This window comes from Paludibacterium purpuratum, assembly GCF_004363805.1.
GTDB classification, from domain to species: domain Bacteria; phylum Pseudomonadota; class Gammaproteobacteria; order Burkholderiales; family Chromobacteriaceae; genus Paludibacterium; species Paludibacterium purpuratum.
On sequence record NZ_SNZP01000004.1, the window covers coordinates 67,109 to 91,346 of the forward strand.

The 24,238-nt window shown below is 61.5% G+C and carries 23 protein-coding genes; 12 read left to right on the plus strand and 11 right to left on the minus strand.

Annotated features, from left to right (window positions below; genetic code table 11):
- Nucleotides 1-50: 50 nt before the first annotated feature.
- On the plus strand, nucleotides 51-1,760 hold the full coding sequence (locus tag DFP86_RS05685; protein ID WP_133679046.1) for a proline--tRNA ligase: 1,710 nt from the start codon (nucleotides 51-53) through the stop codon (nucleotides 1,758-1,760).
- A 95-nt stretch (nucleotides 1,761-1,855) separates the two neighbouring features.
- Here DFP86_RS05685 and DFP86_RS05690 read toward each other — a convergent pair whose 3' ends face one another.
- Complete coding sequence (locus DFP86_RS05690; RefSeq protein ID WP_133679048.1) at nucleotides 1,856-2,353, minus strand: MarR family winged helix-turn-helix transcriptional regulator; 498 nt, start codon at nucleotides 2,351-2,353, stop codon at nucleotides 1,856-1,858.
- A 119-nt stretch (nucleotides 2,354-2,472) separates the two neighbouring features.
- Between DFP86_RS05690 and guaD the strand changes: the two genes are divergently transcribed.
- Nucleotides 2,473-3,780, plus strand: a complete 1,308-nt coding sequence (gene guaD / locus DFP86_RS05695; protein ID WP_133679050.1) for a guanine deaminase — start codon at nucleotides 2,473-2,475, stop codon at nucleotides 3,778-3,780.
- On the opposite strand, the gene DFP86_RS05700 is transcribed toward guaD, so the two are convergent.
- From DFP86_RS05700 to DFP86_RS05710, 3 genes are read right to left on the minus strand one after another with little or no spacing between them, the layout of a single operon-like run.
- Nucleotides 3,777-4,289 carry an RDD family protein gene (locus tag DFP86_RS05700; protein ID WP_166642166.1) on the minus strand — a complete coding sequence of 171 codons (513 nt, stop codon included), beginning with the start codon at nucleotides 4,287-4,289 and terminating at the stop codon, nucleotides 3,777-3,779. The genes guaD and DFP86_RS05700 overlap by 4 nt on opposite strands.
- A 14-nt stretch (nucleotides 4,290-4,303) precedes the next feature.
- Nucleotides 4,304-4,672, minus strand: coding sequence for a DUF3106 domain-containing protein (locus tag DFP86_RS05705; protein WP_166642167.1), 369 nt, complete (start codon nucleotides 4,670-4,672; stop codon nucleotides 4,304-4,306).
- Complete coding sequence (locus DFP86_RS05710) at nucleotides 4,662-5,573, minus strand: hypothetical protein (RefSeq protein ID WP_133679056.1); 912 nt, start codon at nucleotides 5,571-5,573, stop codon at nucleotides 4,662-4,664. Before DFP86_RS05710 ends, DFP86_RS05705 begins: the two co-directional genes overlap by 11 nt.
- 232 nt (nucleotides 5,574-5,805) lie before the next feature.
- On the opposite strand from DFP86_RS05710, the gene ilvB reads away from it, so the two are divergent.
- The 5 genes from ilvB (at nucleotide 5,806) to pssA (ending at nucleotide 10,737) form a co-directional block, all read left to right on the plus strand.
- The gene (ilvB, locus tag DFP86_RS05715) at nucleotides 5,806-7,566 is read left to right on the plus strand and encodes a biosynthetic-type acetolactate synthase large subunit (protein ID WP_133679058.1); all 1,761 of its coding nucleotides are present in this window, start codon (nucleotides 5,806-5,808) and stop codon (nucleotides 7,564-7,566) included.
- Nucleotides 7,567-7,575: 9 nt separating this feature from the next.
- Nucleotides 7,576-8,067, plus strand: coding sequence for an acetolactate synthase small subunit (ilvN, locus tag DFP86_RS05720; protein ID WP_133679060.1), 492 nt, complete (start codon nucleotides 7,576-7,578; stop codon nucleotides 8,065-8,067).
- A 46-nt stretch (nucleotides 8,068-8,113) separates the two neighbouring features.
- Nucleotides 8,114-9,130 carry a ketol-acid reductoisomerase gene (gene ilvC / locus DFP86_RS05725; RefSeq protein ID WP_133679062.1) on the plus strand — a complete coding sequence of 339 codons (1,017 nt, stop codon included), beginning with the start codon at nucleotides 8,114-8,116 and terminating at the stop codon, nucleotides 9,128-9,130.
- Nucleotides 9,131-9,311: 181 nt separating this feature from the next.
- The gene (locus DFP86_RS05730; RefSeq protein WP_133679064.1) at nucleotides 9,312-9,956 is read left to right on the plus strand and encodes a phosphatidylserine decarboxylase; all 645 of its coding nucleotides are present in this window, start codon (nucleotides 9,312-9,314) and stop codon (nucleotides 9,954-9,956) included.
- Nucleotides 9,957-9,969: 13 nt separating this feature from the next.
- Nucleotides 9,970-10,737 (plus strand): CDP-diacylglycerol--serine O-phosphatidyltransferase, encoded by a 768-nt coding sequence (gene pssA / locus DFP86_RS05735; protein ID WP_208108242.1) that lies wholly within the window; start codon nucleotides 9,970-9,972, stop codon nucleotides 10,735-10,737.
- 77 nt (nucleotides 10,738-10,814) lie between these two features.
- Here pssA and DFP86_RS05740 read toward each other — a convergent pair whose 3' ends face one another.
- Together DFP86_RS05740 and DFP86_RS05745 are read right to left on the minus strand one after the other, a co-directional pair.
- Nucleotides 10,815-11,246 (minus strand): hypothetical protein, encoded by a 432-nt coding sequence (locus DFP86_RS05740; protein ID WP_133679066.1) that lies wholly within the window; start codon nucleotides 11,244-11,246, stop codon nucleotides 10,815-10,817.
- Nucleotides 11,247-11,429: 183 nt separating this feature from the next.
- Nucleotides 11,430-12,944, minus strand: a complete 1,515-nt coding sequence (locus tag DFP86_RS05745) for an MFS transporter (protein WP_166642168.1) — start codon at nucleotides 12,942-12,944, stop codon at nucleotides 11,430-11,432.
- 78 nt (nucleotides 12,945-13,022) lie between these two features.
- Here DFP86_RS05745 and DFP86_RS05750 point away from each other — a divergent pair, with 78 nt between their 5' ends.
- The 3 genes from DFP86_RS05750 to DFP86_RS05760 all read left to right on the plus strand — a co-directional run bounded on the left by DFP86_RS05750 (nucleotide 13,023) and on the right by DFP86_RS05760 (nucleotide 17,217).
- Nucleotides 13,023-13,970 (plus strand): LysR family transcriptional regulator, encoded by a 948-nt coding sequence (locus DFP86_RS05750; protein WP_133679070.1) that lies wholly within the window; start codon nucleotides 13,023-13,025, stop codon nucleotides 13,968-13,970.
- A gap of 130 nt (nucleotides 13,971-14,100) precedes the next feature.
- Nucleotides 14,101-15,888 (plus strand): 2-isopropylmalate synthase, encoded by a 1,788-nt coding sequence (locus DFP86_RS05755; protein ID WP_133679072.1) that lies wholly within the window; start codon nucleotides 14,101-14,103, stop codon nucleotides 15,886-15,888.
- A gap of 240 nt (nucleotides 15,889-16,128) precedes the next feature.
- On the plus strand, nucleotides 16,129-17,217 hold the full coding sequence (locus DFP86_RS05760) for an FUSC family protein (RefSeq protein WP_133679074.1): 1,089 nt from the start codon (nucleotides 16,129-16,131) through the stop codon (nucleotides 17,215-17,217).
- Nucleotides 17,218-17,267: 50 nt separating this feature from the next.
- On the opposite strand, the gene DFP86_RS05765 is transcribed toward DFP86_RS05760, so the two are convergent.
- A complete protein-coding gene (locus DFP86_RS05765; RefSeq protein ID WP_133679076.1) occupies nucleotides 17,268-18,476 on the minus strand; it encodes an MFS transporter in 1,209 nt (402 codons plus the stop codon).
- Nucleotides 18,473-19,672: an ATP-grasp domain-containing protein gene (locus tag DFP86_RS05770; RefSeq protein ID WP_133679078.1), complete on the minus strand. Its 1,200-nt coding sequence runs from the start codon at nucleotides 19,670-19,672 to the stop codon at nucleotides 18,473-18,475. Before DFP86_RS05770 ends, DFP86_RS05765 begins: the two co-directional genes overlap by 4 nt.
- A 110-nt stretch (nucleotides 19,673-19,782) precedes the next feature.
- Between DFP86_RS05770 and DFP86_RS05775 the strand changes: the two genes are divergently transcribed.
- Nucleotides 19,783-20,775, plus strand: a complete 993-nt coding sequence (locus DFP86_RS05775) for a LysR family transcriptional regulator (protein ID WP_166642169.1) — start codon at nucleotides 19,783-19,785, stop codon at nucleotides 20,773-20,775.
- Between the two features lie 4 nt (nucleotides 20,776-20,779).
- Here the strand turns inward: DFP86_RS05775 and DFP86_RS05780 are convergent, their stop codons facing one another.
- On the minus strand, nucleotides 20,780-21,232 hold the full coding sequence (locus DFP86_RS05780; RefSeq protein WP_133679082.1) for a hypothetical protein: 453 nt from the start codon (nucleotides 21,230-21,232) through the stop codon (nucleotides 20,780-20,782).
- 91 nt (nucleotides 21,233-21,323) lie between these two features.
- Here DFP86_RS05780 and bioD point away from each other — a divergent pair, with 91 nt between their 5' ends.
- Entirely contained in the window at nucleotides 21,324-21,950 is a 627-nt protein-coding gene (gene bioD, locus DFP86_RS05785; RefSeq protein WP_133679084.1) for a dethiobiotin synthase, read from the plus strand.
- Nucleotides 21,951-21,958: 8 nt separating this feature from the next.
- Here bioD and DFP86_RS19715 read toward each other — a convergent pair whose 3' ends face one another.
- Nucleotides 21,959-22,993 (minus strand): calcium-binding protein, encoded by a 1,035-nt coding sequence (locus DFP86_RS19715; protein WP_133679086.1) that lies wholly within the window; start codon nucleotides 22,991-22,993, stop codon nucleotides 21,959-21,961.
- 180 nt (nucleotides 22,994-23,173) lie between these two features.
- On the minus strand, nucleotides 23,174-24,175 hold the full coding sequence (locus tag DFP86_RS19720; protein WP_133679088.1) for a calcium-binding protein: 1,002 nt from the start codon (nucleotides 24,173-24,175) through the stop codon (nucleotides 23,174-23,176).
- Nucleotides 24,176-24,238 lie beyond the last annotated feature (63 nt).

Here is a 24,238-nt window from a genome sequence, read left to right on the forward strand (position 1 = left end):
CAAAACGCTACAATCACTGATATTTCGCCGAAATTTCAAGGAAGTTGTCCATGCGTGCTGCGCAGTTTTTCATTTCCACCCTCAAGGAAGCTCCCGCCGAAGCCGAGCTTCCCAGTCACAAACTCATGCTGCGCGCCGGTTTGATCAAGCGCCTGGCTTCCGGTCTGTATTCGTGGATGCCGATGGGGCTTCGGGTGCTGCGCAAGGTCGAGGCGGTGGTGCGTGAGGAAATGAACCGCGCAGGCTCGGTCGAGCTTTTGATGCCGTCGGTACAGCCGGCCGAATTGTGGCAGGAGTCGGGCCGTTGGGAGTTCTACGGCAAGGAGCTGCTGCGTATGAAGGATCGCCACGATCGCGATTTCTGCTATGGGCCGACCCACGAAGAAGTCGTGACCGACATCGTGCGCAAGGAAATCAACAGCTACAAGCAGCTGCCGAAGAACTTCTTCCAGGTTCAGACCAAGTTCCGCGACGAAGTGCGTCCGCGCTTCGGCGTGATGCGCGCGCGCGAATTCGTCATGAAGGACGCTTACTCCTTCCATACCGACTTCGACAGCTTGGTGGAAACCTATAACGGCATGTACCAGGCCTATTGCAACGTCTTCAACCGCCTGGGGCTGAAGTTCCGCGCCGTCGCCGCCGACACCGGCTCGATCGGCGGTACCGGTTCGCATGAATTCCAGGTGTTGGCCGATTCCGGCGAAGACCTGATCGCCTATTGCCCGGATTCCGACTACGCCGCCAACATCGAGTTGGCCGAAGCGCTGGCGCCGGCCGCGCCGCGCGCCGCCGCCACGGCCGCCATGCAGACGGTGGTGACGCCGAACGTGAAAACCATCGCCCAATTGGTCGATTTCCTCAAGGTCGACATCCGCCAGACCGTCAAGGCGGTCGTGGTCGAGAGCGATACCGACGAGCCGGTGCTGATGATGGTGCGCGGCGATCATGAACTCAACGAGGTCAAGGCCGAGAAGATCGCCGGTATCAAGAAGCCGCTGACCATGGCCACGCCCGCCGCCATCCGCGACGCCTTCGGCGCCCAGCCGGGTTCGCTCGGCCCGGTCGGCTTCAAGGGTCGGGTGATCGCCGACCGTACCGTGGCCGCCATGGCCGATATGGTGGTCGGCGCCAACCGCGACGACGAGCACCTGACCGGCGTCAATTTCGGCCGCGATTGCGCCGAAGCGGAAGTGGCCGACATCCGTAACGTGGTGGCCGGCGATCCGTCGCCGTGCGGCAAGGGCACGCTCGCTCTGTGCCGGGGTATCGAAGTCGGTCATGTCTTCCAGCTGCGTACCAAGTATGCCGAACCGCTTAGCTGCAACTATCTCGACCGCGACGGCAAGCTCAAGCCGATGGAAATGGGCTGCTACGGCATTGGCGTGTCGCGCATCGTCGGCGCCGCCATCGAGCAGGGCCACGACGAACGCGGCATCGTCTTCACCGACGCCATGGCGCCGTTCACCGTGGTGATCGTGCCGATGGGCTATGGTCGTAGCGAGCTGGTGCGCGCCGCCGCCGACAAACTGCACGACGAACTGGCGGCGCTGGGCATCGATGTGCTGCTGGACGACCGCGACGAACGTCCTGGCGTGCTGCTGGCCGATTCCGAGTTGCTGGGCATTCCGCACCGCGTGGTGATCGGCGAGCGCGGCTTGGCGGATGGCAAGGTCGAATACCAAGGCCGCCGCGATGCGAGTGCCACGGCGATCGATGTGGCACAGATCGCCGCGCATCTGCGTGCCAGCATTGCTTGCTGATCAGGATCAAATGACAGTGTTGTGAAAATAATACGATATGAAGAAAAAACCCCCAACGGCGACGTTGGGGGTTTTTGTTGTGCGCCTGTCGCGGCTTAATCTTCCTGGGTCGACAGCAGCTTCTTGAGCAAATCCGCCAGCGTCTTGCGTTCTTCCGGCGTCAGGATTTCGACCAGCTCGGCCTCGGCGGCCAAATGGTGGCCGGCGGCCTCTTCGATGATCCTGAATCCCTTTTCCGTCAGCGACACGTTCACGCCGCGGCGGTCGTCCTGATCCGGCGTGCGCTTGACCAGACCGGCGCTCTCCAGTCGGTTGATGCGGTTGGTCAGGGCGCCGGAGGAAATCAGCACCATCTCCTGCATCTGGTTTGGCGATAGTTGATACGGTTCGCCTTGGCGCCGCAACGCGGCGAGCACATCAAACTCGCCGACGTTGATCGAATAGCGGGCTAGATCCTGCAAGACCCGGCGCGTAATGAAGTATTCCATCCGCACGATGCGGCCGATAACCTCGGTCGAGGCGGGGTCGAGATCCGGGCGGACGCTGCGCCACAGGGCTACGATACGGTCGATTTGATCTGCGTGGTCGAGCATGGCAGTGAATTTCACAAGTTGTTTGGAAGCGGTGTGATAAGGGTATCACGCAAGGTTAATGAAATATCTTCACATAAAGATATATAATGGGCGTATCGCAGTCAGCTTTGGGGAGTTAGATGAAGACGGCAATCCGTGGCGCCACCTTGACCTTTGTCGCCGACCCGTTCCTGCATGATGCCGAACAGGCCATGCGTTATTGCCAGGACGGCATGGTGGTGATGGAGGACGGGCTGATCGTGGCCCATGACCAGGCCGACCGGTTGTTACCGACACTCGGGCCGGATACCGTGGTGACGCATTATCCGGATGCTTTGATCCTGCCTGGGTTTGTGGATACGCACGTCCACTATGCCCAGATCGAGATGGTGGCCGCCTTCGGCGAGCAATTGATCGACTGGCTGCATCGCTATACCTACACCACCGAGCAGCGTTTCAGCGATCCGGCGTACGCCAGCGCGGTGGCCGAACTGTTCCTGGACGAGCAACTGAGAAACGGTGTAACCAGTGCCAGCGTGTTCTGCACGGTCTATCCGCAATCGGTAGATGCCTTGTTTGAAGCGGCGGCACGCCGCAACATGCGCATCTTGGCCGGCAAGGTGTGCATGGATCGCAATGCGCCGCCGGAATTGCTCGACACGCCGACGCGTGCCTACGACCAGTCGCAAGCGCTGATCGAACGCTGGCATGGCCGCGGCCGAGCGGAATACGTCATTACCCCGCGATTCGCGCCGACCTCCACGCCGGCACAGTTGGAAGCATTGGGTGCGCTGGCGGCCGCCTATCCGCAAGTCGCCATCCAATCGCATCTATCGGAAAACCGCGACGAGGTCGCCTGGATACGCGAGCTGTTCCCCGACTGCGCCAGTTACACCGATGTTTATCATCGCTATGGTCTGCTGCGGCCGCGCGCAATCTACGGCCATGGCATTCACCTGACGGAAGACGAGTATGCCCTGCTCGCCGAAAGCGGCAGCGCGCTGGCGCATTGTCCAACGTCCAATTTCTTCCTCGGTTCGGGCTGCTTCAATGTGCGCCTGGCGAAGCGAGCCGATCGGCCTGTACGCGTCGGTCTGGCCAGCGACCTGGGCGCCGGCACCAGCTTCTCGATGCTGCGCACGATGGGTGCGGCCTATCAGGCGGCCCAACTGAGCGGTTATCCGCTGACGGCACCGCAAGCCTGGTACCTGGCGACGCGCGGCGGCGCCGAGGCGCTGGGTCTGGCGCACCGCATCGGCTCGTTGGAGGTGGGTATGGAAGCCGACCTGGTGGTGCTCAACCAGCATCCGACGCCCTTTGTCGCTTATCGCATGAGCCATGCGCGCGACTTGCAGGAAGCGCTGTTTATTCTGATGACGCTGGGCGACGACCGGGCGGTCAGTGCGACCTGGGTGGCCGGCCGCCCGGTTTGGCAAGCGGGCGTTTAGCGCGGTGGACGCGGAGCGCGCGGCCGCAGGAAGAGCCGCGTGCCGCACAGTCGATCATGCAAGGTTTGGTGGCGCGGATCGAAGTAGCGCCAGGCAAAGGGCACCGCACACCACAGCAATGCCAGGCGCGCCGCGTGCGGGTTGCCGGCGCCCATGCCCAAGTAGGCGGCGATCGGGACGCCGATGATCAGCACCAGTGCGACCGTGAAACGGAATGCCGCCAGCCCCCAGCCGATCGGCGCGCCGTCCGCGCGCGCAAGCTGCAGTCGCCAGGCTTTCATCGCCACCGTTTGGCCGCCGCGCACCCAGGACAGACCAAAATAGGCGAATAGTGCGGCCAACAGCGCCAACTGCTCCAGGTAGCGCAACCAAGATGGGTTGCCCAGTTTGACCATGGGGACGGTGAACAGCGCCGAGGTCGTCAGCAGCAAAGCCAACATCAGCAGGCATTCGTACAGCAGACAAGCCAACAGGCGTTTGATGCCGGGCGGATTCGGTTGGTCGGTCATAGGTCGTTCCTGTGTCATGGGGCGGTCGCCGCCGGCCCCTGCAATTTAGCCAGTACTTCCGCGCGTTGCGCCGGATTCATCGCTTGCAGTGCTTGCCAATGTAGGCGCGCCAGCGCCTGTTGTTCTTCGGATAGATCGGCCCAGGCCTTGAGCCGAGCATCGACCCGCCTTTGCTGAAGGGGCGATAAGCAATCGTAAGCCGTTGCCAGTGCCAGCAGCTTTTGCTTGTGCTCCGGCGCGAATCGGTTCCACTCTGCGCTGACCGGCGCCAGGATGGCTTGCTGATGCGCGTTCAGCTCCCCCCAGTTCGGTCCCGCCGGTTGTGCCGTCGCAGTGACGGCGATCGATAGCATGACCGCCGCCAACAAGCCGCTAGTCTTCATCGGCGGCCTCCACGAAGCGTGAATCCAGTAGCACGTCGAGGGGAACATCGCTCGATAGCAGTTGGATCTCCGTCCGCGCTTGATCCTCGTTGCGGCCGGGTTGGGTCAGCCATAGGCCGGCCGCAACGGCGGCAATCAGCGCGCCTAGTATGGCCAGTCGCGTACCGAGCGGGTGCCGCAACATCAGTAGGCGACCGCGGTCGGTCAGGCGGCTGCGGCGCAGCGGCCGATCGACGGCCTGGAATAGCTGCCGCAGCGCGTCACCGTGCGCGATGGCCAACGTTGCCCGAGGCAATGCCAAGGCCTTGGCTGCGCAGAGTGCAATATCCGATTTGGTCGCCATCTCCACCGCGCAGCCCTTGAGCGCCAGAATGGCCTTCAACATGGCGGTGGCGCGGCTTGCGTCGCGGCGGACGCAGCGTTGGGTGAGCGCCAGTACCCGGGCCGCCTGCTGCAATGGCAGGCATTCGACATGGAGCTGCCAGAAGGCATCGCGTTGACGCGTCGGCAGTAGACGCAAAATCTCCGTGACCAGCAGACCGCCTTGCGGTTGTTCATGCCAAGCAGGTCGATGCTCGCCCAAGTCGATCTGCAACATTTCGAGCGTGCCGGGCGCCAAGGTTTCACTCTGGGGCGGAATCAGGTGGGATAGCAAATCCGGCAGCAGTTGACCGAGGCGTTGCCGCCAGCGTGCGCGGCGCAGGTGTTGCCGCAAAAGGCGCTGAAATAGCGGGTCTCGCGCATCTTTCATGGCGTAGGCATATCGCTTGGACATGGCCCGCAAGGTATCGCGCACAACCGCCAAGGCGGTTTGTTCGTCGCCAACGATCAGCAGCGCCTGCTGCATGGCGCGTAAACCGGCCGATTCGGTGCTCGAAAGCAGGGGCGGGGCAGATGCCATGCAATCACGCATAAATGATGCCAACACAGCATCTTATCAGAGGTGAATACGCAAAAATAGTACGAAAAAAATGCTTGAATTTACCGGGGCTTAGCGTTTTTTGCGACTGCACAAAATCGCTTGCCGAGGCCTGGCAGATAAGATAAGGTCTTATGACGACTCAGGAAAATTCTTCTACAGAATGACCTTGGTTCGATAACAACGGGACAAAAAATCATAGACAGAGGCGAAAATGCAGATCACGGGCGCGGAGATTGTAGTCCGATGCCTGCAGGAGGAAGGAGTCGAGTTTGTTTTCGGCTACCCCGGCGGCGCGGTAATTGAAATATATGATGCCATCTTCAAGCAGAGCCAGTTTCGACATGTGTTGGTCAGACATGAACAAGCAGCGGTGCATGCGGCGGATGCTTATTCTCGGTCCAGCGACAAGGTAGGCGTGGCCCTGGTGACCTCGGGCCCCGGGGCGACCAATGCCGTCACCGGTATCGCCACGGCTTACCTGGACTCTATCCCACTGGTGGTGCTGTCCGGCCAGGTGGGCACGCCGGCCATCGGGCTGGATGCTTTCCAGGAAGTCGACATGGTCGGCATTACCCGGCCGTGCGTGAAGCACAACTTTCTGGTCAAGGACATCGCCGAGTTGGCCACGACCATTAAAAAGGCCTTTTACCTAGCCAAGTCCGGTCGGCCCGGACCGGTGGTGGTGGACATTCCCAAGGACATCACGCAGCAGTTGCATGCGTTCAGCTATCCGCAAAGCATGAGCGTGCGGTCCTATGTGCCGGTGACGCGCGGCCACAGCGGCCAGATCAAGAAAGCCGTCAATCTGCTGGCCGGCGCGCAGCGTCCGTTGATCTATATCGGCGGCGGCGCGGTGCAAGGCAATGCGGCGGACGAGGTGCGCGAGCTGGTGCAGTCGCTCGGCCTGCCGTGTACCAACACCCTGATGGGACTCGGCGCTTATCCGGGCAGCGATCGCCAGTGCCTGGGCATGCTCGGCATGCACGGCACCTATGAAGCCAATATGGCCATGCATTACTGCGACGTGCTGGTCGCGGTCGGTGCGCGCTTCGACGATCGCGTGATCAGCGTGCCGTCGCATTTCCTGTCGCAGCCGAAAAAAATCATCCATATCGACGTCGATCCGTCGTCGATCGCCAAGCGCGTCAAAGTGGACATCCCGATCGTCGGCGACGTCAAACTGGTGCTGCGCGATATGCTGGAACAATGGCGGCAGGCGCAACTATCGCTGGATGCCGGCGCGCTCGCCGGCTGGTGGAAGCAGCTCGAGGTCTGGCGTTCGCACGATTGCCTGCGATTCGCCCCGTCGGAGACACTGATCAAGCCGCAGTTCGTCATGCAGAAGTTGTACGAGGTGACCGGCGGCGAGGCCATCATCACCTCCGACGTCGGGCAGCATCAGATGTGGGCCGCGCAATATTACCGCTTCGACCAGCCGCGGCGCTGGATCAATTCCGGCGGTCTCGGCACCATGGGCTTCGGTCTACCGGCCGCGATGGGGGCGCAATTGGCCAATCCGTACGCAACGGTAGCCTGCGTGACCGGCGATGCATCGATCCAAATGAACATCCAGGAGCTGTCCACCTGCAAGCAGTATCACATCCCGGTCAAGGTGGTGAACCTGAACAACCGTTACCTGGGCATGGTGCGTCAGTGGCAGGAAATGTTCTACGGCAACCGTTATTCGGAAACCTATATGGACGCCTTGCCGGACTTCGTCAAACTGGCCGAGGCCTACGGACACGTCGGCATGCGCATCGAGCACCCGGGGGACGTGGAACCGGCGCTGCGCGAAGCGTTCGCCATGAAAGAACGTCTGGTTTTCCTCGACGTCATCACCGATCAGTCGGAAAACGTGTTCCCGATGGTGCAAAACGGCAAGGGCTTGAACCAGATGGACTTGCCGCCGCACATGGGCGACGTGCAGGACGTCCCGTTCGAGAACAACCGCGATTACGGCAATATGTGTTGAGGCGGCACCATGCGACATATTCTTTCCATTTTGCTAGAAAATGAAGCGGGCGCGTTGTCCCGCGTGGTCGGGCTGTTTTCCGCCCGGGCCTATAACATCGACTCGCTGACGGTCGCGACCACCGAAGACCCGACCCTGTCGCGCATGACCATCGTGACCCATGGCTCGGAAGATGTGATCGAACAGATCACCAAGCAGCTCAACAAGCTGATCGAGGTGGTCAAGGTGATCGACCTGAACGAGTCGGAGCATATCGAGCGTGAAATGATGCTCATCAAAGTGCGCTCCACCGGCAAGGAGCGCGAAGAGATGAAGCGCATGGCGGACATCTTCCGCGGTCGCATCATCGACGTGACCGACAAGACCTACACCATCGAGCTAACCGGTACCAGCGAAAAACTCAACGCTTTTATCGAGGCGGTAGACCGCACAGCGATCCTGGAAACGGTCCGCACTGGCGCTTCCGGTATCGGCCGTGGTGAACGTATCTTGAAAATCTAGGGCGCCGGCCATCGAGACGCCCTTATAAAAACCAAGGACATTGAATATGAAAGTTTTTTACGATAAAGACGCAGATCTCTCGATCATCAAGGGTAAAAAAGTCGCCATCATCGGTTATGGTTCGCAAGGCCATGCCCATGCGCAGAATTTGAAGGACTCCGGTGTGGACGTGGTGGTCGGTCTGCGTAAGGATGGCGCTTCGTGGAAGAAGGCGGAATCGGCTGGCCATAAGGTCAAGGAAGTGGCCGAGGCGGTCAAGAAGGCCGACGTGGTGATGATCCTGCTGCCGGACGAATCGCAGCCGGACGTGTACTACAAGGACGTGGAGCCCAATCTGAAGAAGGGCGCGGCGCTGGCCTTCGCCCACGGTTTCAACGTGCACTACAACCAGATCGTGCCGCGCGCCGATCTGGACGTGATCATGGTGGCCCCGAAGGGGCCCGGCCATACCGTGCGCTCCGAGTACGTCAAGGGCGGCGGCGTGCCGAGCCTGATCGCCGTCTATCAAGATCAGTCCGGCAAGGCGCGCGACGTGGCGCTGTCCTATGCGGCGGCCAACGGCGGCACCAAGGGCGGGGTGATCGAGACGTCGTTCCGTGAAGAAACCGAGACCGATTTGTTCGGCGAACAGGCCGTGTTGTGCGGCGGTGCGGTCGAACTGGTCAAGGCCGGTTTCGAAACGCTGACCGAAGCCGGCTACGCGCCGGAAATGGCTTACTTCGAGTGCCTGCACGAACTCAAGCTGATCGTCGACCTGATGTACGAAGGCGGCATCGCCAATATGAACTACTCGGTCTCCAACAATGCCGAGTATGGCGAGTACGTCACCGGGCCGGAGGTGATCACCGAGGCGACCAAGGACGCGATGCGTCACGCGCTCAAGCGCATCCAGACCGGCGAATACGCCAAGATGTTCATCCTGGAAGGCAAGACCAACTATCCGTCGATGACCGCGCGCCGTCGTCTGAACGCCGCCCACCCGATCGAGCAGGTCGGAGCCAAGCTGCGCGAAATGATGCCTTGGATTGCCAAGAACAAGCTGGTCGATCAAAGCAAGAACTGATCGCCCCGCCGCGTACGACCCGCCCTCTCTCCGCCCGGAGGGAGGGATTTTTCATTTTGAATCCCAAAGGTTTATGCCTTTGGTGAATCAAGTGGATGCTCGGGTTTCACCCGACGCCGTCGCGGAGGGTTATAATCCCGCATTGTTTTGGGGCTCGCCCCCGCAGATAACTGGAGACTCGATGTCCGCGCACTATCCCCACCCACTGATCGCCCGTGAAGGCTGGCCGTTCCTGTTCATCTCGGTCGCGGTCTCCCTGGCCCTGACGCCCGCCATCGGCTGGTGGTCGGCCCCGCTGTGGCTGGTGGCCCTGTTCGTCCTGCAGTTTTTCCGCGACCCGCCGCGCGCGGTGCCCGCCGACGCGAATGCCGTGCTGTCGCCGGCCGACGGCCGCATCGTCGTGGTGGAAAAGGCGCTGGATCCGTATCGCAATCAGGAAGCGTTGAAGATCAGTGTGTTCATGAACGTGTTCAACGTCCATTCCAACCGCAGCCCGGTGGACGGGACGGTGGAAAAGGTCGAGTACCATGCCGGCTCCTTCCTGAACGCCGCATTGGCCAAGGCCTCGCTGGAAAACGAACGCAATGCCGTGTTGCTCGCGACGCCCGACGGCACGCAAATCACTTTCGTACAGATCGCCGGCTTGGTTGCACGCCGCATTCTGTGTTACACCCGCGCCGGCGATCGGCTCGCGCGTGGCCAACGTTACGGTTTCATTCGCTTCGGTTCGCGGGTCGACGTTTATCTACCGCTCACCGCCACCCCGTGCGTGGCCATCGGCGACAAGGTATCGGCGACTTGCACTATCCTGGCGAAACTCGCTTGATCGGATACCGACCATGACCATCCCGGACATGCTGCCAGGCGGACGCGAAAAGCGTTCGCTACGTCGCCAAGGCATTTATCTGCTGCCCAACTCCTTTACGCTCGCCGCATTGTTCGCCGGCTTCTATGCCGTGGTACAGGCGATGAACCACAACTTCGAGTATGGCGCCATGGCGATCTTCATCGCCATGATCCTCGACGGCATGGATGGCCGCGTGGCGCGGCTGACGCATAGCCAGAGCGCCTTCGGCGCCGAGTTCGATAGCCTGTCCGACATGGTCAGCTTCGGCGTGGCGCCGGCACTGGTGATCTACGAGTGGCAGCTACGCGGTCTGGGCAAGCTGGGCTGGATGGTCGCCTTCATCTACTGCGCCTCGGCGGCGCTGCGGCTGGCGCGCTTCAATACCATGATCGGGGTGGTCGACAAGCGCTGGTTCATCGGACTGCCGAGCCCCGCCGCCGCCGCGCTGGTGGCCGGTCTGGTGTGGATTTGCCTCGAATACGGTTACGATACCCTGCCGCATATGAATTGGCTGGCGCTGGCCTTTACCGCCTTCGCCGGCCTGTCGATGGTGACCAATGTGCGCTTCTGGAGCTTCAAGGAGATCCACCTGCGCCGCAAAGTGCCGTTCTTCGTCCTGATGCTGCTGGTGTTGGGCTTTCTGCTGCTGGTGGCCTCGCCGCCGCTGGTTCTGTTCGGGTTCTTTGTCTGCTACGGGCTATCGGGCTATGTCGGCGCTTTGTGGCGCCGTCACAAGCGGCCTCGCGCTGTGCAATCCTAGTTTGGCGACGCTGTCCGTGCGTTGCCTACCTCGAAAAAACGCGCCGGTATGAACCGGCGCGTTTTGCTACCTAGTCATTAGTACGAAAACGTCAGCGTATTTTGCTCGATCAGGTGCAGCAGCGCTGCCGCCTCGGAGCGCTCCCCTACCAAATTGACGTTCTCGATCTGGATGATTTGCTGCGTTTCGTCGCCCTGGCCGATGCGCAAGATGGTGTGCATACCATTGAACGACAGCGACACTTGATCTTGCGAGACACCATGCAACTGCACTCGGTCGCATTCGCTCGGGTCGAAGTTCCGCACGTAATCGGTGCCGCCATCCATATTCTGTTGCCGCCAGACGAAGGTATCTTGCACATCTTCGCTGCCGAACAATCGGTCTGTGCCCGCGAAAGTATTGTGCTGAGCTGCCGTCATCCAGCCCCTGTTCGCGAATTGTTCGAGCCGGTTGGTTTGGCAATCGGGTGCGTTGTCTACAGTGTCGGTGCTAGCTAGTTTGTCAGTCATGCTTTCAGTTCCTCTCAGTGAGTGCGCTTCAAAAAGGATGTTTCATGCCCGTGCGTGGTGGGCACAGGTGAAGGACGTTGCGAGAGGTGTGACGGTTCTGGATTGACGGTCGTGTCTTTGCGGAAAGCGAACAATCGCCGTGCAGAGCTTGTTGTTGTCTGTCGGCCATCTCGTCATCGATGCCTATCCGATGGATTTTTCGGTCTTGGTCTGCAATAACAGCAAGCCCAATAGCGCCAGCGCGCCGAGGCCGACGAAATAATCCTGGCAAGCCAGTAGCGTCGATTGTCGCCCGATTTCGCCCGCCAGCTGCGCCAAGGCCGGCATGTCGGGGTGGGCGAGGCCCAAGGGGTCTGCCGGGCCGTTCGCCATGCCATACCAGGGAGACAGATTGGTCGTCCCCTCCGCCAACCGGCTGTAGTGCAAGGTGGTCCGCATCTGTACCACGATGGTGGCGACGGAAATACCGAGTGCGTTGGCGATTTCGCGCATCGAATTCTTGACTTGGTAGGCGTGGCTGAAGGCCGAGTCCGGAATGCCGCGGAAGGTGCTGGCCGCCGCTGTGCCGAGCATGAAGGGCATGAATAGCGCATTGAGGACGATCAGTGCCAGCGCGATATGCCATAGCGTGGCCTCGGGGCTCAGGCGCTCGGCGAGCCAGGCGAAGCCGGCCAGGCCGAGCATACTGGCGCGCAGAAAGCCGCGCATGTTCGGCCAACGTTGCAGCAGGCGGAAATGCAAGAAGACGATGGGCAGGCCCAGGAGCGAACTCAAGCCCATCACCCAACCGGTACTTTGCAAGGCGAAACCGAGCCCCTGCACCATGAAAATCGGCAGGATGACGTTGCAACCGGACACCACCAGGTAGCCGGTGCCGTAGATCGTCATGCCGAGCCAATAGCGCAAGCTGGAGAAACGCGAGTAGGGAATCAGCGGACGCGGCTGGCGCCATTCGTGCCACAGGTATCCCAGCAGCAGCAACGCGGCTAGCCCCGCACCGGCCAGAATCGTTTCGGCATGGTCGAACAGATCGTAGCGGGCACGTTCCAGGAAAAATTGCAGACTGAAGACGCCGACGGTCAGCAGTGTGACCGCCAACGGGTGCAGTTTGTCCGCTTGGGGCGGTGGAACCGGCTCGCGCTGCGGCACGGTGACGGCCACCAGGCGTTCAACCAGCACTGTCAGCGGCAGCATGATCCAGAACAGCGCGCGCCAGCTCGTCTCGGTGACCAATATGCTGGCCAGCCAAGGCGCCGCCGCCGATGCCAGTGTGATGCCGACCGGCACGGCCAGCAATGCCGGCACGCGTGCCGGGCCGCGGTGGTGCAACACCTGAACCCGTGCCGCGGTGAAGAAAGCGCTGCCGCCGGTCGCGCTCAACATGCGCCCGACGATAAAGACGCCGACCGAATCGGCGTTGGCGCAGACCAACGCGCCCAGTGCGAACGTGAACAGGGACAGTCGCAACAGGCGGCGGTAACCGACGCGCTGAACCAACCAGCGGTGTGCCAGGATCATCAACACGGCCACGGTGGCATAGGCGGCCGCGGCTAGGCTGAACTCCTCCGGCGCGGCGTCGATGCCGCCGGAAATATAGCTGGAGGCAAACGACACCATGATGGTTTGCAGATATTCCAGCGCCACAAGCGCTGCGATGGTCAGTGAATGTCGGGATGCAAAGGCGGGGTGGGCAGGCATAAAGCAATTCGGAAACATGACACCGCTATTGTCGCAATCCGCCAACTATGATGGAAATCGATTGTTATAATTACAGTCATGCACAACGTCGATTTTACTCACGGCGATCTGCGCCGCGTGGATTTGAATCTGTTGGTGGCGTTCGATGCCTTGCTCGAGACGCGCCACGTCAGCCGTGCCGCCGAGCGGCTGTATCTGGGGCAGCCGGCCATGAGCCATGCTCTGGCGCGTCTGCGCGAGGTTTTTCACGATCCGCTGTTCATCCGTAGCGGTAGCCGTATGGAGCCGACCGCGCGTGCATTGGAATTAGCCGAGCCGATTCGTGCTTGGCTGGTGCTGGCCAATCGTATTCTGTTCAGTGTCGACAGCTTCGATCCGGCGCGGGTCAAGGCCACTTACGCCGTGGCGGCGCCGGATGGCCTGGAGGCGATGCTCTATCCCTCACTGATTGCCGATTTGCGCCAACGCGCCCCGGGCGTGCAATTGCGCGCTCACTTGCTGGAGATCGACCAGCAGCTTGGCGCGCTGGATCGCGACGAAGTGGACCTGCTGATCAGTGGGTCGCCGCTCTTGGCGCGCGATTGGCATGGTCAGCGGTTATTGGGCGAGAGCGGTTTCGTCGCCCTGTACTCGCGCCGTCAACTGTCGTTGCCGCCAATGCCCAGCCTGGCCGAACTGGCCGCCTGCGAACAGGTGGCCAGTAGCTATCGTGGCAGTAGCGCCGGGGTGGTCGACCACTTGTTCGCCGAACACGGGCTGCAGCGCCGCATTGTCGCCACCTCTGCCAGCCTGATGACGACCGGCCTGATTTTGCAGCGCGCCCCGCTGATCTCGATTCAGCCCTCCCTCTACCTGCCGCTATTCGCTTCGCTGCCCGATATCGAGCACGTGGTGCTCGCCCCCGCCTTGCACATCCCGATCAACCTGATCTGGCATCGCCGCAATGACAATCACCCCTTGCATGTCTTCTTGCGCGATCAGGTCTGCCTTCACCTGAGTCGTCTGCCCGGTATTACGACTGTATAAAACGGACAATATGTCTAATTTCTTGTGATTTGTATAATCCGCAACAAATAATTCTCGGAATTTCACTCGGTTGTTTGACATGTTGTCTTAGTTTCGGCACTGTAAATGAACATAAGCGGTGGAGCGAAACATGCAATTGGACATCGAACGACTAATCGAAGATTTTGGCGGACCCGGGCGACTGGCAGAAGCGTTGACCCGAATTTTTCCCGATGAGCCGGTTTCGCGCGCCGCAATCTACAAATGGAGAGAGCGTGGCAGCCTGCCGCTGACCCAGCTCAACAAGCTGGCGCAATTGGCGGCCAACCAAGGCAGAACCTTCAATTACAACGACTATCTGGCCATGGCGCCGATGTCGGCTGCAACAGGGAGAAACCACAAGATGGGCGATCGTTTGTTTATTTTCGACACCACCTTGCGCGATGGCGAGCAAAGTCCGGGCGCCTCGATGACGCGCGAGGAGAAAGTCCGCATCGCGCGCCAGTTGGAGCGCTTGGGTGTGGATATCATCGAGGCCGGCTTCGCGGCGGCGAGCCCGGGCGATGCACAGGCGATTCACGCCATTGCCGAACAGGTGAAAGACTCGACGGTCTGTTCGCTGGCGCGCGCCAACGATAATGACGTGCGCGCTGCCGGCGAGGCGATCAAACCGGCCAACCGAGGCCGCATCCATACCTTCATCGCCACCAGCCCCATCCACATGGAGAAGAAGCTGCGCATGACGCCGGACCAAGTGGTCGAGGCGGCCGTGCGTGCGGTTAGGCAAGCGCGCAACTTCACCGACGATGTCGAATTTTCGGCCGAAGACGCCGTGCGCTCGGACATGGATTTCCTGGTTCGCATCTTCGACGCGGTCATTCAGGCGGGGGCGCGCACCATCAATGTGCCGGATACCGTGGGTTACTCGATTCCCTCTCTGTGGTACCAGCGCATCCATACCCTGATCGAACGCGTGCCAGGCTCGGATCTGGTGGTCTGGTCGACGCACTGCCACAACGACTTGGGCATGGCGGTCGCCAATTCGCTGGCGGCCGTCGAGGCCGGCGCGCGCCAAGTGGAGTGCACCATCAACGGTTTGGGAGAACGAGCCGGCAACGCCAGCCTGGAAGAAGTGGTGATGGCGGTCAAAACCCGCAGCGATCTGTTCGGGCTTACGACCGGCATCGATAGCACCCAGATCGTGCCGACCTCCAAACTGGTGTCGACTATCACCGGTTATCCGGTGCAACCCAACAAGGCGATCGTGGGCGCCAACGCCTTCGCCCATGAGTCCGGCATCCACCAGGATGGCGTGCTCAAGCATCGCGAAACCTACGAAATCATGTCGGCCGAAAGTGTCGGCTGGAGTGCCAATCGTCTGACGCTTGGTAAGCTCTCCGGCCGCAATGCCTTCAAGACCAAGCTGACCGAGCTGGGCATCGAGTTGGCCAGCGAGGAAGCGCTCAATGCCGCTTTTGCCCGCTTCAAGGAGCTGGCCGACAAGAAGCGCGAAGTATTCGACGAGGACTTGTATGCGCTGCTGTCCGATGGCGTCGGCGCCGTCGAGCTCGAAGACTTCAAGTTCGTCTCGCTCAAGGTGAATACCGAAACCGGCGAGGAGCCGCGCGCCGAGATCGTGTTTGCCGACGAAGGGCACGAAAAGCGCGCCGCCAGCAGCGGCTCCGGCCCGGTCGATGCTGCCTTCAAGGCCATCGAATCGGTCGTGCATAGCGGCGCCGAACTGCAGCTCTACTCGGTCAATGCGATCACCAAGGGCACCGAATCGCAAGGCGAGGTCACCGTGCGCCTGGCGCGCGACGGCACCATCGTCAATGGCCAGGGCGCCGACACCGACATCATCGTCGCCTCGGCCAAGGCCTACCTGTCGGCCCTCAATAAGTTTCACGGCAAGGAGAACTGGCTCAACCCTCAGTTGTAATTGCCGCTCGTCACGCGCCCTGTCGCTCCCGTCCCGTTGTCGGCGGGGTGCCGCGAAATCAAAGGCCCACAAGGCCGCCTGTTCGATTCCCGCGCGTTATCGCGCTGCGGGAAAAGCCGCCGACCCACAAGGTTGGCGGCTTAGTTTTTTAGCCACTCTTGCGTTGTATCAGAGCGTGGGGCCTGTCTTTCTATGTATATTAGAATTTACTTTAATATAGATTTTTAGATAGGGTAAGCAGTGCAGCAGTCGATCCAGCCAGTGGCTACGCGCCTGCGCCGCGTGTTCCGTGGCACATCTATTTTGGCGGCGGTGTTGTGCCTACTGCCGTTTTTCTTGCTGGCCGAATGGCGGCATGACGCGAACTGGCAGAAAGCCACGGTCGTGACCATCTCCGCGTTGATCGTCTATCGCGAGACGAAATCGGGCCCGCTGCTCGTGCTGGTGCACGGTCTGGCGATGGTGCTGGGCTTCATGGCGTTGTTTCTCGCCATTCCCCATCCCTGGTTGTTCGTTGCGCTGTGTGCGGGCCTGGGGATTTCCCTACTGGGTTTGACGGGTTGGGACAGGACTTTGCGCAGTTTCGGCACCTGGACCTTCATTCCGGTTTTGTATGCCGCCATCGAGAACGGCGGCGATTGGCATGGCGGCCGCCTGGATGGCGCGCTGCAACTGATGCCTTACCTGGCCTGGGGTGTGCTGCCGGTGCTGCTGTTGAACGTGCTGCATCGTTGCGCCGCCGCGCCGCGCGCGGGCGTGTTGCCGATGCTGCGGCATCTGTCGCGCTGGCATCACCTGGAACGTCGGCTTGGTAACGGCATCGATGCCGTCTTGCCGGCACTGGCCGCCGCGCTGGCGGTCGGGCTGTGTGCCTGGCTATTCGAGCGGCACGCCATTCCGGAAGGCCAGTGGTTCATCTGGTCGGCGGCCAGCGTGATCACCGGCGAATTGCAGAGCACTTCGAAGAAAATCCGCGACCGGGTGTTCGGCGCGCTGGTCGGTGTGCCGAGCGGCATCGCACTCGGCCTGTTCATCGTGCCGCACAGCGATTTCTGGATCAATGTGGCCGGTTTGCTCACCCTGGTCACCATCGTCGCTTTTCGCGAGTACCGGCCGGCCTTTGCCGCCCGCTGTGCCGGCCATGCGCTGATCATTACCTTGCTAGGCGGCAGCCTGCTGCAGGAAGGCTCGCGCTTGGTCAACGTGGTCGGCGGCGGGGTGATCGGCATCGCCATTTTCTATGCGATGCATCTGATCCGACGTCACCCCTCGTTCCTCCTTGCTCGCGGCCGTATGAACGGCCGTAGAAGCGGTTTCAGCCGCGATTAACCTCCGGCGAACCGGCCCTAGTCCACCAGCGGATGCGATCGAATGGCGGTTTACTCCGCCATCACTCGCGCTGTCCCCGCCTGCCGATGCAAACCCGGATGTAACGCCAGAATCAACAGGCAAGCCAGTAGGCTGGCCGGATAGAACAGCCATTGCGGGCCATGCCGCGTATCCGCCAGGCTGATCAACAAACCGGCAAGCGGCAGACTCAACTGGTTGAACAGCACAATCAGGCTGATCAGGCTGCCTCGCTCCGCTTCTGCGATCCATAGCAGACGTTCGCTACGGATGAATACGTTGAAGCTGCCGCAGGCAGCGAAGCAGATGGCATAGCCGAGTACAAATAGTGGGTAGTTGGCTGCCGAGGCCATCAACAGCCCCCCGAGTGCGATGGCCGTGTAGCTCGCTATCCCCAGCCGGTATACGCTGAGCCAACGCAGCAAAATCGGCACGGCCAGTAGCACGCAGACCGCCAAAATACCTACCGACCCCTGCAATGAGCCAAAGTGCCGCGGGTCGAGGCCGAAGCGCCCCAGCGTGATCGCGGCGCCACTGGCCAACGCCAATCCGGCAATCAAATTGACGCTGACGCTCAGGATGACCAGCGCGCGCAGCACGGGATGACCCAGTACCTTGGCGCCGCTGGCGCGCCAGTGGTGCCACAAGGCGGGGCGTTTGATCTTCGCATCAGGCCGCGCCAACGCCGGGCAGAAGCATTGCGCACCGATCGCACTGAGCGCGAAAGCGCTGCCGGTCAGCCAAAGCAGCTGTTCCGGTGTCAGCCACAACATCAGCAAGCTGGCCGCTGCGGGGCCGGCAATGGCCGAGGTCTGATCGATCGCCTGCAACGCGCTTTGCGCAGTGGGCATCTGCGCCGGGCTCACCAACTGAGGCAACGAAGTCTCCAGGGCGATGAAGGCCTGGGCATAGGCAAAGGCGCAGCCGCCCATCATCAACATGACCGCCATGATCGGCACCTGATGCTGGTCGGCCACCCAGAGCGCCACGGTCAGGCAAGCGAGTGCGCGCAACGCGTCGGCGCCGATGTATAGTCGCTTGCCGCCGAAACGGTCGCTGATTTGGCCGGCGATCGGCAAGGACAGCACCCGGGGCAGCCACTCGATGAAGAACGCCAAGCCCGACATGCGAATGCTGCCCGTACTGCGGTAGACAATCAGTGGCACGGCGAATAGCAATAGCTGGTCGCCGAGTGCCGAGAGGAAACGCGAAAGCAATAGGCCATAGATACGCGGGCTCATGCGGGTACCTCCGTCATCGGCTCGACATGCACTTCGCTCAGAATGCGATGCATCAACTCGGCTAATTGCCCGGGGTTTGCGCCGCGGATGATACCGGCCGCCGGTACCTCATGCCCTTGATAGGTAATGTGGCGCGGCAGTGGTTGATCGGCCGCCAGTTGTTGCCAGCGCAATACCTGTGGATGGTTGGCGAAAGGTTGCTGTCCCCGCAGCCGGCAAGGCCCTGGCGGCAAGTGATGCCCAGGGAGCACGAACCAGCCGTAGTACCAGGGGGCTCGCGGCGGAATGGCGGGCCGCACCCCCTCCGTCAGCCAGTGGAGCCACGCCTGGTGCAGATCGATCCCCGTGTGTAGCCGCACGGTTTCGGCCACTTCCGCACCGCCGACCCGATGGCCGATTTCCAGGAAGATCGGCTGCACTTCGCCGGCGAAGGCTTCCAGATGAAATGCCCCATGCTCGATGGCCAGTGCGCGGATCACGGCCGCGACCCAGCCGGCCTCACCAGGTGCCGTCGGCCGTTGGATCGACCCCAGCGCGTGACCGCGGGCGTAGCCCAGGCAACTGCCGATATATTGACTGGCGACCAGCAAGACCACCTCGCCGTCCACCACCAGGCCATCGAAGTGCAGGATGCCCGCATCGATGAATTGTTCGATTTCGAATTGGCCATGCGGCAGCGGGTGTCGTACCAGATAGGCCCGCATCGACTGCTCGTCGTCAAAGATCAGCACGTTCTCGCTCGACGCACCGTCTACCGGCTTGAGGACGATACGCCCGTGCCAGCTCAAGGCGCAGCCGGCCTGCCAATCTTCCAGCGACATGGCGAGGGGTACCGGCAGCCCCGCTGCGGCGACGCGCGCTTTCATTTGCAGTTTGTCGCGTACGGTCAGCACCTGTTGCGGGCTGTCGCCGGGCACGCCCAGTACCTGCCTGACATGGGCGGCATCCAGCAACTCGTACTCGGATAGCGAGATGACCGAGTCGAAATGTGCGGGCGCCGAATCCAGGCATTGCAGTACCTCCCGGTAAACCGGCCCGAGGCCGGGGCGGGCGATGCGACGGCATGGCAGTTCGCCCGGTAGGGAGGCCAGGGCCGCCTCGGTGCCGATATAGGTCACCGTATGTCGCCGATGATCGATGCCTAGATGGTAGTTGATCTTGTGGTAGGGAATTCTATGTAAAATGAGTATGTTCATGACGTTCTCCGTAGTCGTTCCGGGCCAGTACGCGAGCAGGCTAGCGTCATGGCGCTGGAAAGGGCGAACGAAACTCTTTCAATATGGCGTTGAAGCCAGAATGGTTTTTGATGATTGCTTTGCCCTTGCTGCGATCTTTTGTGCAGACCGTCGAGTCCGGCAGCTTTTCCCAGGCCGCCCGCGTGCTCGGCATTTCACCGGCCGCGGTCAGCAAACACGTTGGTCAACTGGAAGACTCGCTCGGTCTCAGGCTGTTCTATCGCAACACCCGCGCGCTGAGCCCGACCGAGGCCGGACGGCAGTATTTCCGCGAAGTGAGTCAGGGGTTGGCGCAGTTGTCGCATGCCGAAGAGGCGATCCGTTCGCAGCATACTCGACCCAGCGGGACGGTTCGGCTCAATCTGCCGCTCGGGTTTGGCCGCCAGGTCATCATGCCTTGGCTCCATGATTTTTCTCGCTTGTATCCGCAAGTACAGCTCGACCTGACGTTCGAAAACCGTACCGTGGATCTGATTGGCGAGGGCTACGACCTGGCGATGGGAAATACGCTGGATGAAGATCGTCGTCTGGTAGCGCGGGCGTTTTACCCGATGCAGCGTATTGCGGTGGCCGCACCGGATTACCTGGCGCGGCAAGGCGAGCCGCAGCGGCCCGACGATTTGGCCGAGCACGCCTGTATTCGCATGAGAGGCTCGGATGACGGCCGGCTGATCGATTGGCAGTTGGTCGAGAATGGCGAGACGCGCCGGCTGGCCCCGCCATGCGCGCTGATCGTCAACGACCCGTCGGCGGCGGTGCAGGCGGCGGGACTAGGGTGGGGGGTGGCCATGGTGGCGACGTTCCAGGTGGCCTATCATTTGGCGGAGGGGCGGCTGCAGGCGATTTTGACCGATTTTGTCGCGCCGCCGATACCGATGTATCTCTATTATCCCGACCGCAATCATCTGTCGCCGGCAGTGCACGCGCTGGTGGGGTTTCTGGTCGATCGGGCGGAGCGGCAACCGCCGCCGCTGTTCCAGCCTGCGCAACCGTCGCCGTCATTGTCCCGGGATAACGAGGCGAGCGTGTTGTTGCAACAGCGCTGGCGGATGGCGGCGTCTTAAGGCTCTAGTCCACCAGCAAATAGACCCGCTCGGCCAGCAGCTTGCGGTATCTGGCCATACGGTGCCAATGCATCCCCCAGAACAGCATGGCCGGCAGCACGACATACAGCCGGTAGCCCGGTACCAGAAACAACGCGAACAGCGTCACGGTACCGAGCGTAATGCCGAGTGCGCCGTTGCCGGGCAACTGGCGCGCGCGCAGCTCTCTTTGCAGCCCGATCGACAACAGCACGATATAGACCATGAACCACAGGATGCCGATGAGCGGCAGCAACGAGGCCCAGACCAGAATCGGAGGGCACGGGCGGCGTTCGGGCGCAATCGTCTGCATGGTGCGCGCGAGCGTGCGGTAGTACAGCAGATTGGTCAGCAATGCCGCCAGTAGGATGGCCAGAGTGCTCCAGAATATCGGACCGCTCAGGTTTTTCAGATTGTCGAGTAGTTCTTCCGGTTTCATCGATCCAGTCTTTTAATAGGGCGAATGCTTGCGCCGAGGGCGAGTTTGCGTCATAACAGCGCACTTCTGTCAGCGTGCGAGGAGCGACACCATGACCCAGGGGTATTTCATTACCGGTACGGATACCGAGGTCGGTAAAACGTATTCTACCGTCAAATTGATTCGCCAATGGCAAAGTGAGGGTTTGCGCGTCGCCGCGATGAAGCCGGTGGCCTCGGGCTGCGAGGTCGACGCGGCCGGTCGCTGGATCAACGACGATGTTCGCCGCCTGACCGACGCCACCGGGCAAACGGATCTCGATCTGATGAACCCGTATCGCTTCTTGCCGCCGATTGCACCGCACATCGCTGCGCAACAGGCCGGCGTCGAGATTTGTCTCGACACCATTGTCGAGCATTACCAGCGGCTGGCGCCGCAATACGACCGTGTCGCGGTGGAGGGGGCGGGGGGGTGGTATGCGCCGTTGTCCGGCCAGTCGTTCATGGCCGATCTGGCGCAAGCGCTCGGTTTGCCGGTGATTCTGGTGGTCGGGATGCGCCTGGGCTGTATCAATCATGCGCTGCTGACCGCAGAGGCGATTCGCGCTGCCGGCTGCGAGTTCGCCGGCTGGGTGGCCAACCAAGTGGTGCCGCAGATGCCGGCCTATGAGGACAATCTGGCCACGCTCGACCGGCATCTCGGCGCACCGCGACTGCTGACGCTGCCTTACGCGCTCTGATGATGGGGTTAGGCAACCTGTATCGTGCCGTTGTCGAGCAGCTGCTTCAGGATTTCCGCGTCCGATCCCAGCTCGTAGGCGTTGCCGAAGACGTTGGGGGTGTCGAATGTCACGCTCTGCAGCCGCTCGCCCGTCGTCTGATCATGGATGTGCAATGTGGAGAAGCCTCGGGGCCTGTCGGGCAGGCGCTCCTCGGTGACGAGGTCGAACACAGGGATCGGATCCCGGTCGATGGTCAACGATAACTGGCTCGCGCGAATGCCTTCGAATTTCAATACATCGTCGCCGAGATGGAAGTCCATCACGCGGTCGGTGCCGCCCAAATCGTCGTTGGTCCATAGGAAGACGTCGCGGCCACGGCCGCCACTGAGCAGGTCATTGCCCGTGCCGCCCTGAAGCAGGTCGTCGCCGTCGCCGCCGCTGAGCGTGTCGTTGCCGGCGCCGCCGAAGAGCCGGTCGTTGCCCTCGCCGCCATCGAGCTCGTCGTTGCCTTCGCCGCCGACGAGCAGGTCGTTGCCTTGACCGCCGGCGAGGATATCGTTGCCGTCGCCGCCGAAGAGCATATCGTCGCCGTCGCCGCCATCGAGCGTGTCGTCGCCCCGGTCGCCGAAGAGGCGATCGTTGCCGCCTTCGCCGTAGAGCCGGTCGTTGCCGTCGTCGCCGGTGAGCCGATCGTTGCCGTCGCCGCCGAACAGGATGTCGTTGCCGTTATTGCCGGCGAGTTGATCGTCCCCCGCGTCGCCGAGCAGGACATCGTCGCCGTCGCCACCGCTGATTCGATCGTTGCCGGCCCCGCCGTACAGCTCGTCGTTGCCGCCGAGGCCTCGGATGCGGTCGTTTCCCCTGCCGCCAAAGATTTTATCGACGCCGTCGGTGCCTTCAAGATCGTCATCGCCGTCATCGCCGGAGATATAGTTGTAGTCGTAGAGATCGTCGTCATCGCCGAATGGGGATGCATGATCCAGGCTGCCGATTTGGCGGCGTTGTTTGGGGGCGGTGATGACCACCTCTCGCCGAGACGTATGAGAGATACGTGTTGTCATCGTGAACTCCTTATCACTGAATGGAATATGAGTGAGGCCACTTGGCCTGGGTGAGAGAGTTTGGGATGCCGTGGAAAGTTGCAGTGCTAGAGGACGTTTGGTGCTTTGTCGGCTGTCGCCGACGCATCGTTGCCGACAAGACGACAGCCGGATTTACGCGCGAGCGCTGATGCTCTCGGGCTAACATTGGATCGTGCCCGCGTCGAGTAGCCGGCCCAGCCCCTCGGCCTCGGATTGGCCGGCCAGCAGATCGACGTTCTCGATCTGGATGGTTTGCATCGTTTCGCCTGCCAGATTGCGAATGCACAGCAGCGAGTGCTTGCCGTCGAAGGACAGGGTCAGTTGGCTCTTATCGATATCCTGCAATTGCAGTGTGTCCTCTTCGCGATCGAAGTCCGTCACGCGATCGATGCCGCCAAGATCCTGTCCCGCCCAGATGAAGGTGTCGCGGCCGCGCCCGCCACTGAGGATGTCGTCGCCGCTGCCGCCTTGAAGGATGTCGTTGCCGTCGCCGCCCGCGAGCGTGTCGTTACCTGCGCTGCCGTGGAGGATGTCGTCGCCGTCGCCGCCATCGAGCGTGTCGTCGCCTATATCGCCGAAGAGTCGATCGTTGCCGTTATCGCCGTGGAGAATGTCGTTGCCTTGACCGCCGATGAGTTGATCGTTGCCGTCACCCCCGAACAGTTTGTCGTCGCCGTCGCCGCCACCGAGCGTGTCGTCGCCTGAGTCGCCGAAGAGTCGATCGTTGCCGCCATCGCCGTGGAGTATGTCGTTGCCTTGACCGCCGGTGAGTAGATCGTTGCCGTCGCCCCCGAACAGCTTGTCGTCGCCGTCGCCGCCATCGAGCGTGTCGTCGCCCTTGTCGCCTAGCAATATGTCGTCGCCTGTGCCGCCGAAGAGTTGATCGTTACCGTCTTCGCCGTGCAACTCGTCATCGCCGTCGCCACCCACCAGCTGGTCATTGCCGTCGCCACCGAAGATCTTGTCGTCCCCTTCCTCGCCATAGAGGCGGTCATCCCCCTCCAGGCCATAGATATAGTCATCTCCGCCTTTGCCGAAAATCAGATCCGCTGCCGGGGTGCCATACAAGTCTTCACTATCCACCCTGTCGGTTTGGCGGCGCTGTCTGGCGAGGGGAATGACCACATTCTGATGAGCGGCATGAGATGCGCGTATTGTCATTGTGAGCTCCTTTCATGCAATGCGAAAAATGACCGGGGTCAAGTGGCCGGGACGAGAACGCGT

Bases quoted from the DNA above. Each gene is read 5' to 3' on its own strand.
- DFP86_RS05770 (WP_133679078.1), bottom strand. From the start codon at position 19,672: ATGAACATACTCATTTTACATAGAATTCCCTACCACAAGATCAACTAC.
- bioD (WP_133679084.1), top strand. From the start codon at position 21,324: ATGACCCAGGGGTATTTCATTACCGGTACGGATACCGAGGTCGGTAAA.
- DFP86_RS05690 (WP_133679048.1), bottom strand. From the start codon at position 2,353: ATGCTCGACCACGCAGATCAAATCGACCGTATCGTAGCCCTGTGGCGC.
- ilvB (WP_133679058.1), top strand. From the start codon at position 5,806: ATGCAGATCACGGGCGCGGAGATTGTAGTCCGATGCCTGCAGGAGGAA.
- DFP86_RS05775 (WP_166642169.1), top strand. From the start codon at position 19,783: ATGATTGCTTTGCCCTTGCTGCGATCTTTTGTGCAGACCGTCGAGTCC.
- DFP86_RS19720 (WP_133679088.1), bottom strand. From the start codon at position 24,175: ATGACAATACGCGCATCTCATGCCGCTCATCAGAATGTGGTCATTCCC.
- DFP86_RS05750 (WP_133679070.1), top strand. From the start codon at position 13,023: ATGCACAACGTCGATTTTACTCACGGCGATCTGCGCCGCGTGGATTTG.
- DFP86_RS19715 (WP_133679086.1), bottom strand. From the start codon at position 22,993: ATGACAACACGTATCTCTCATACGTCTCGGCGAGAGGTGGTCATCACC.
- DFP86_RS05745 (WP_166642168.1), bottom strand. From the start codon at position 12,944: ATGCCTGCCCACCCCGCCTTTGCATCCCGACATTCACTGACCATCGCA.
- ilvN (WP_133679060.1), top strand. From the start codon at position 7,576: ATGCGACATATTCTTTCCATTTTGCTAGAAAATGAAGCGGGCGCGTTG.
- DFP86_RS05700 (WP_166642166.1), bottom strand. From the start codon at position 4,289: ATGACCGACCAACCGAATCCGCCCGGCATCAAACGCCTGTTGGCTTGT.
- DFP86_RS05755 (WP_133679072.1), top strand. From the start codon at position 14,101: ATGCAATTGGACATCGAACGACTAATCGAAGATTTTGGCGGACCCGGG.
- DFP86_RS05710 (WP_133679056.1), bottom strand. From the start codon at position 5,573: ATGGCATCTGCCCCGCCCCTGCTTTCGAGCACCGAATCGGCCGGTTTA.
- DFP86_RS05705 (WP_166642167.1), bottom strand. From the start codon at position 4,672: ATGAAGACTAGCGGCTTGTTGGCGGCGGTCATGCTATCGATCGCCGTC.
- DFP86_RS05685 (WP_133679046.1), top strand. From the start codon at position 51: ATGCGTGCTGCGCAGTTTTTCATTTCCACCCTCAAGGAAGCTCCCGCC.
- guaD (WP_133679050.1), top strand. From the start codon at position 2,473: ATGAAGACGGCAATCCGTGGCGCCACCTTGACCTTTGTCGCCGACCCG.
- DFP86_RS05740 (WP_133679066.1), bottom strand. From the start codon at position 11,246: ATGACTGACAAACTAGCTAGCACCGACACTGTAGACAACGCACCCGAT.
- DFP86_RS05780 (WP_133679082.1), bottom strand. From the start codon at position 21,232: ATGAAACCGGAAGAACTACTCGACAATCTGAAAAACCTGAGCGGTCCG.
- ilvC (WP_133679062.1), top strand. From the start codon at position 8,114: ATGAAAGTTTTTTACGATAAAGACGCAGATCTCTCGATCATCAAGGGT.
- DFP86_RS05730 (WP_133679064.1), top strand. From the start codon at position 9,312: ATGTCCGCGCACTATCCCCACCCACTGATCGCCCGTGAAGGCTGGCCG.
- DFP86_RS05765 (WP_133679076.1), bottom strand. From the start codon at position 18,476: ATGAGCCCGCGTATCTATGGCCTATTGCTTTCGCGTTTCCTCTCGGCA.
- pssA (WP_208108242.1), top strand. From the start codon at position 9,970: ATGACCATCCCGGACATGCTGCCAGGCGGACGCGAAAAGCGTTCGCTA.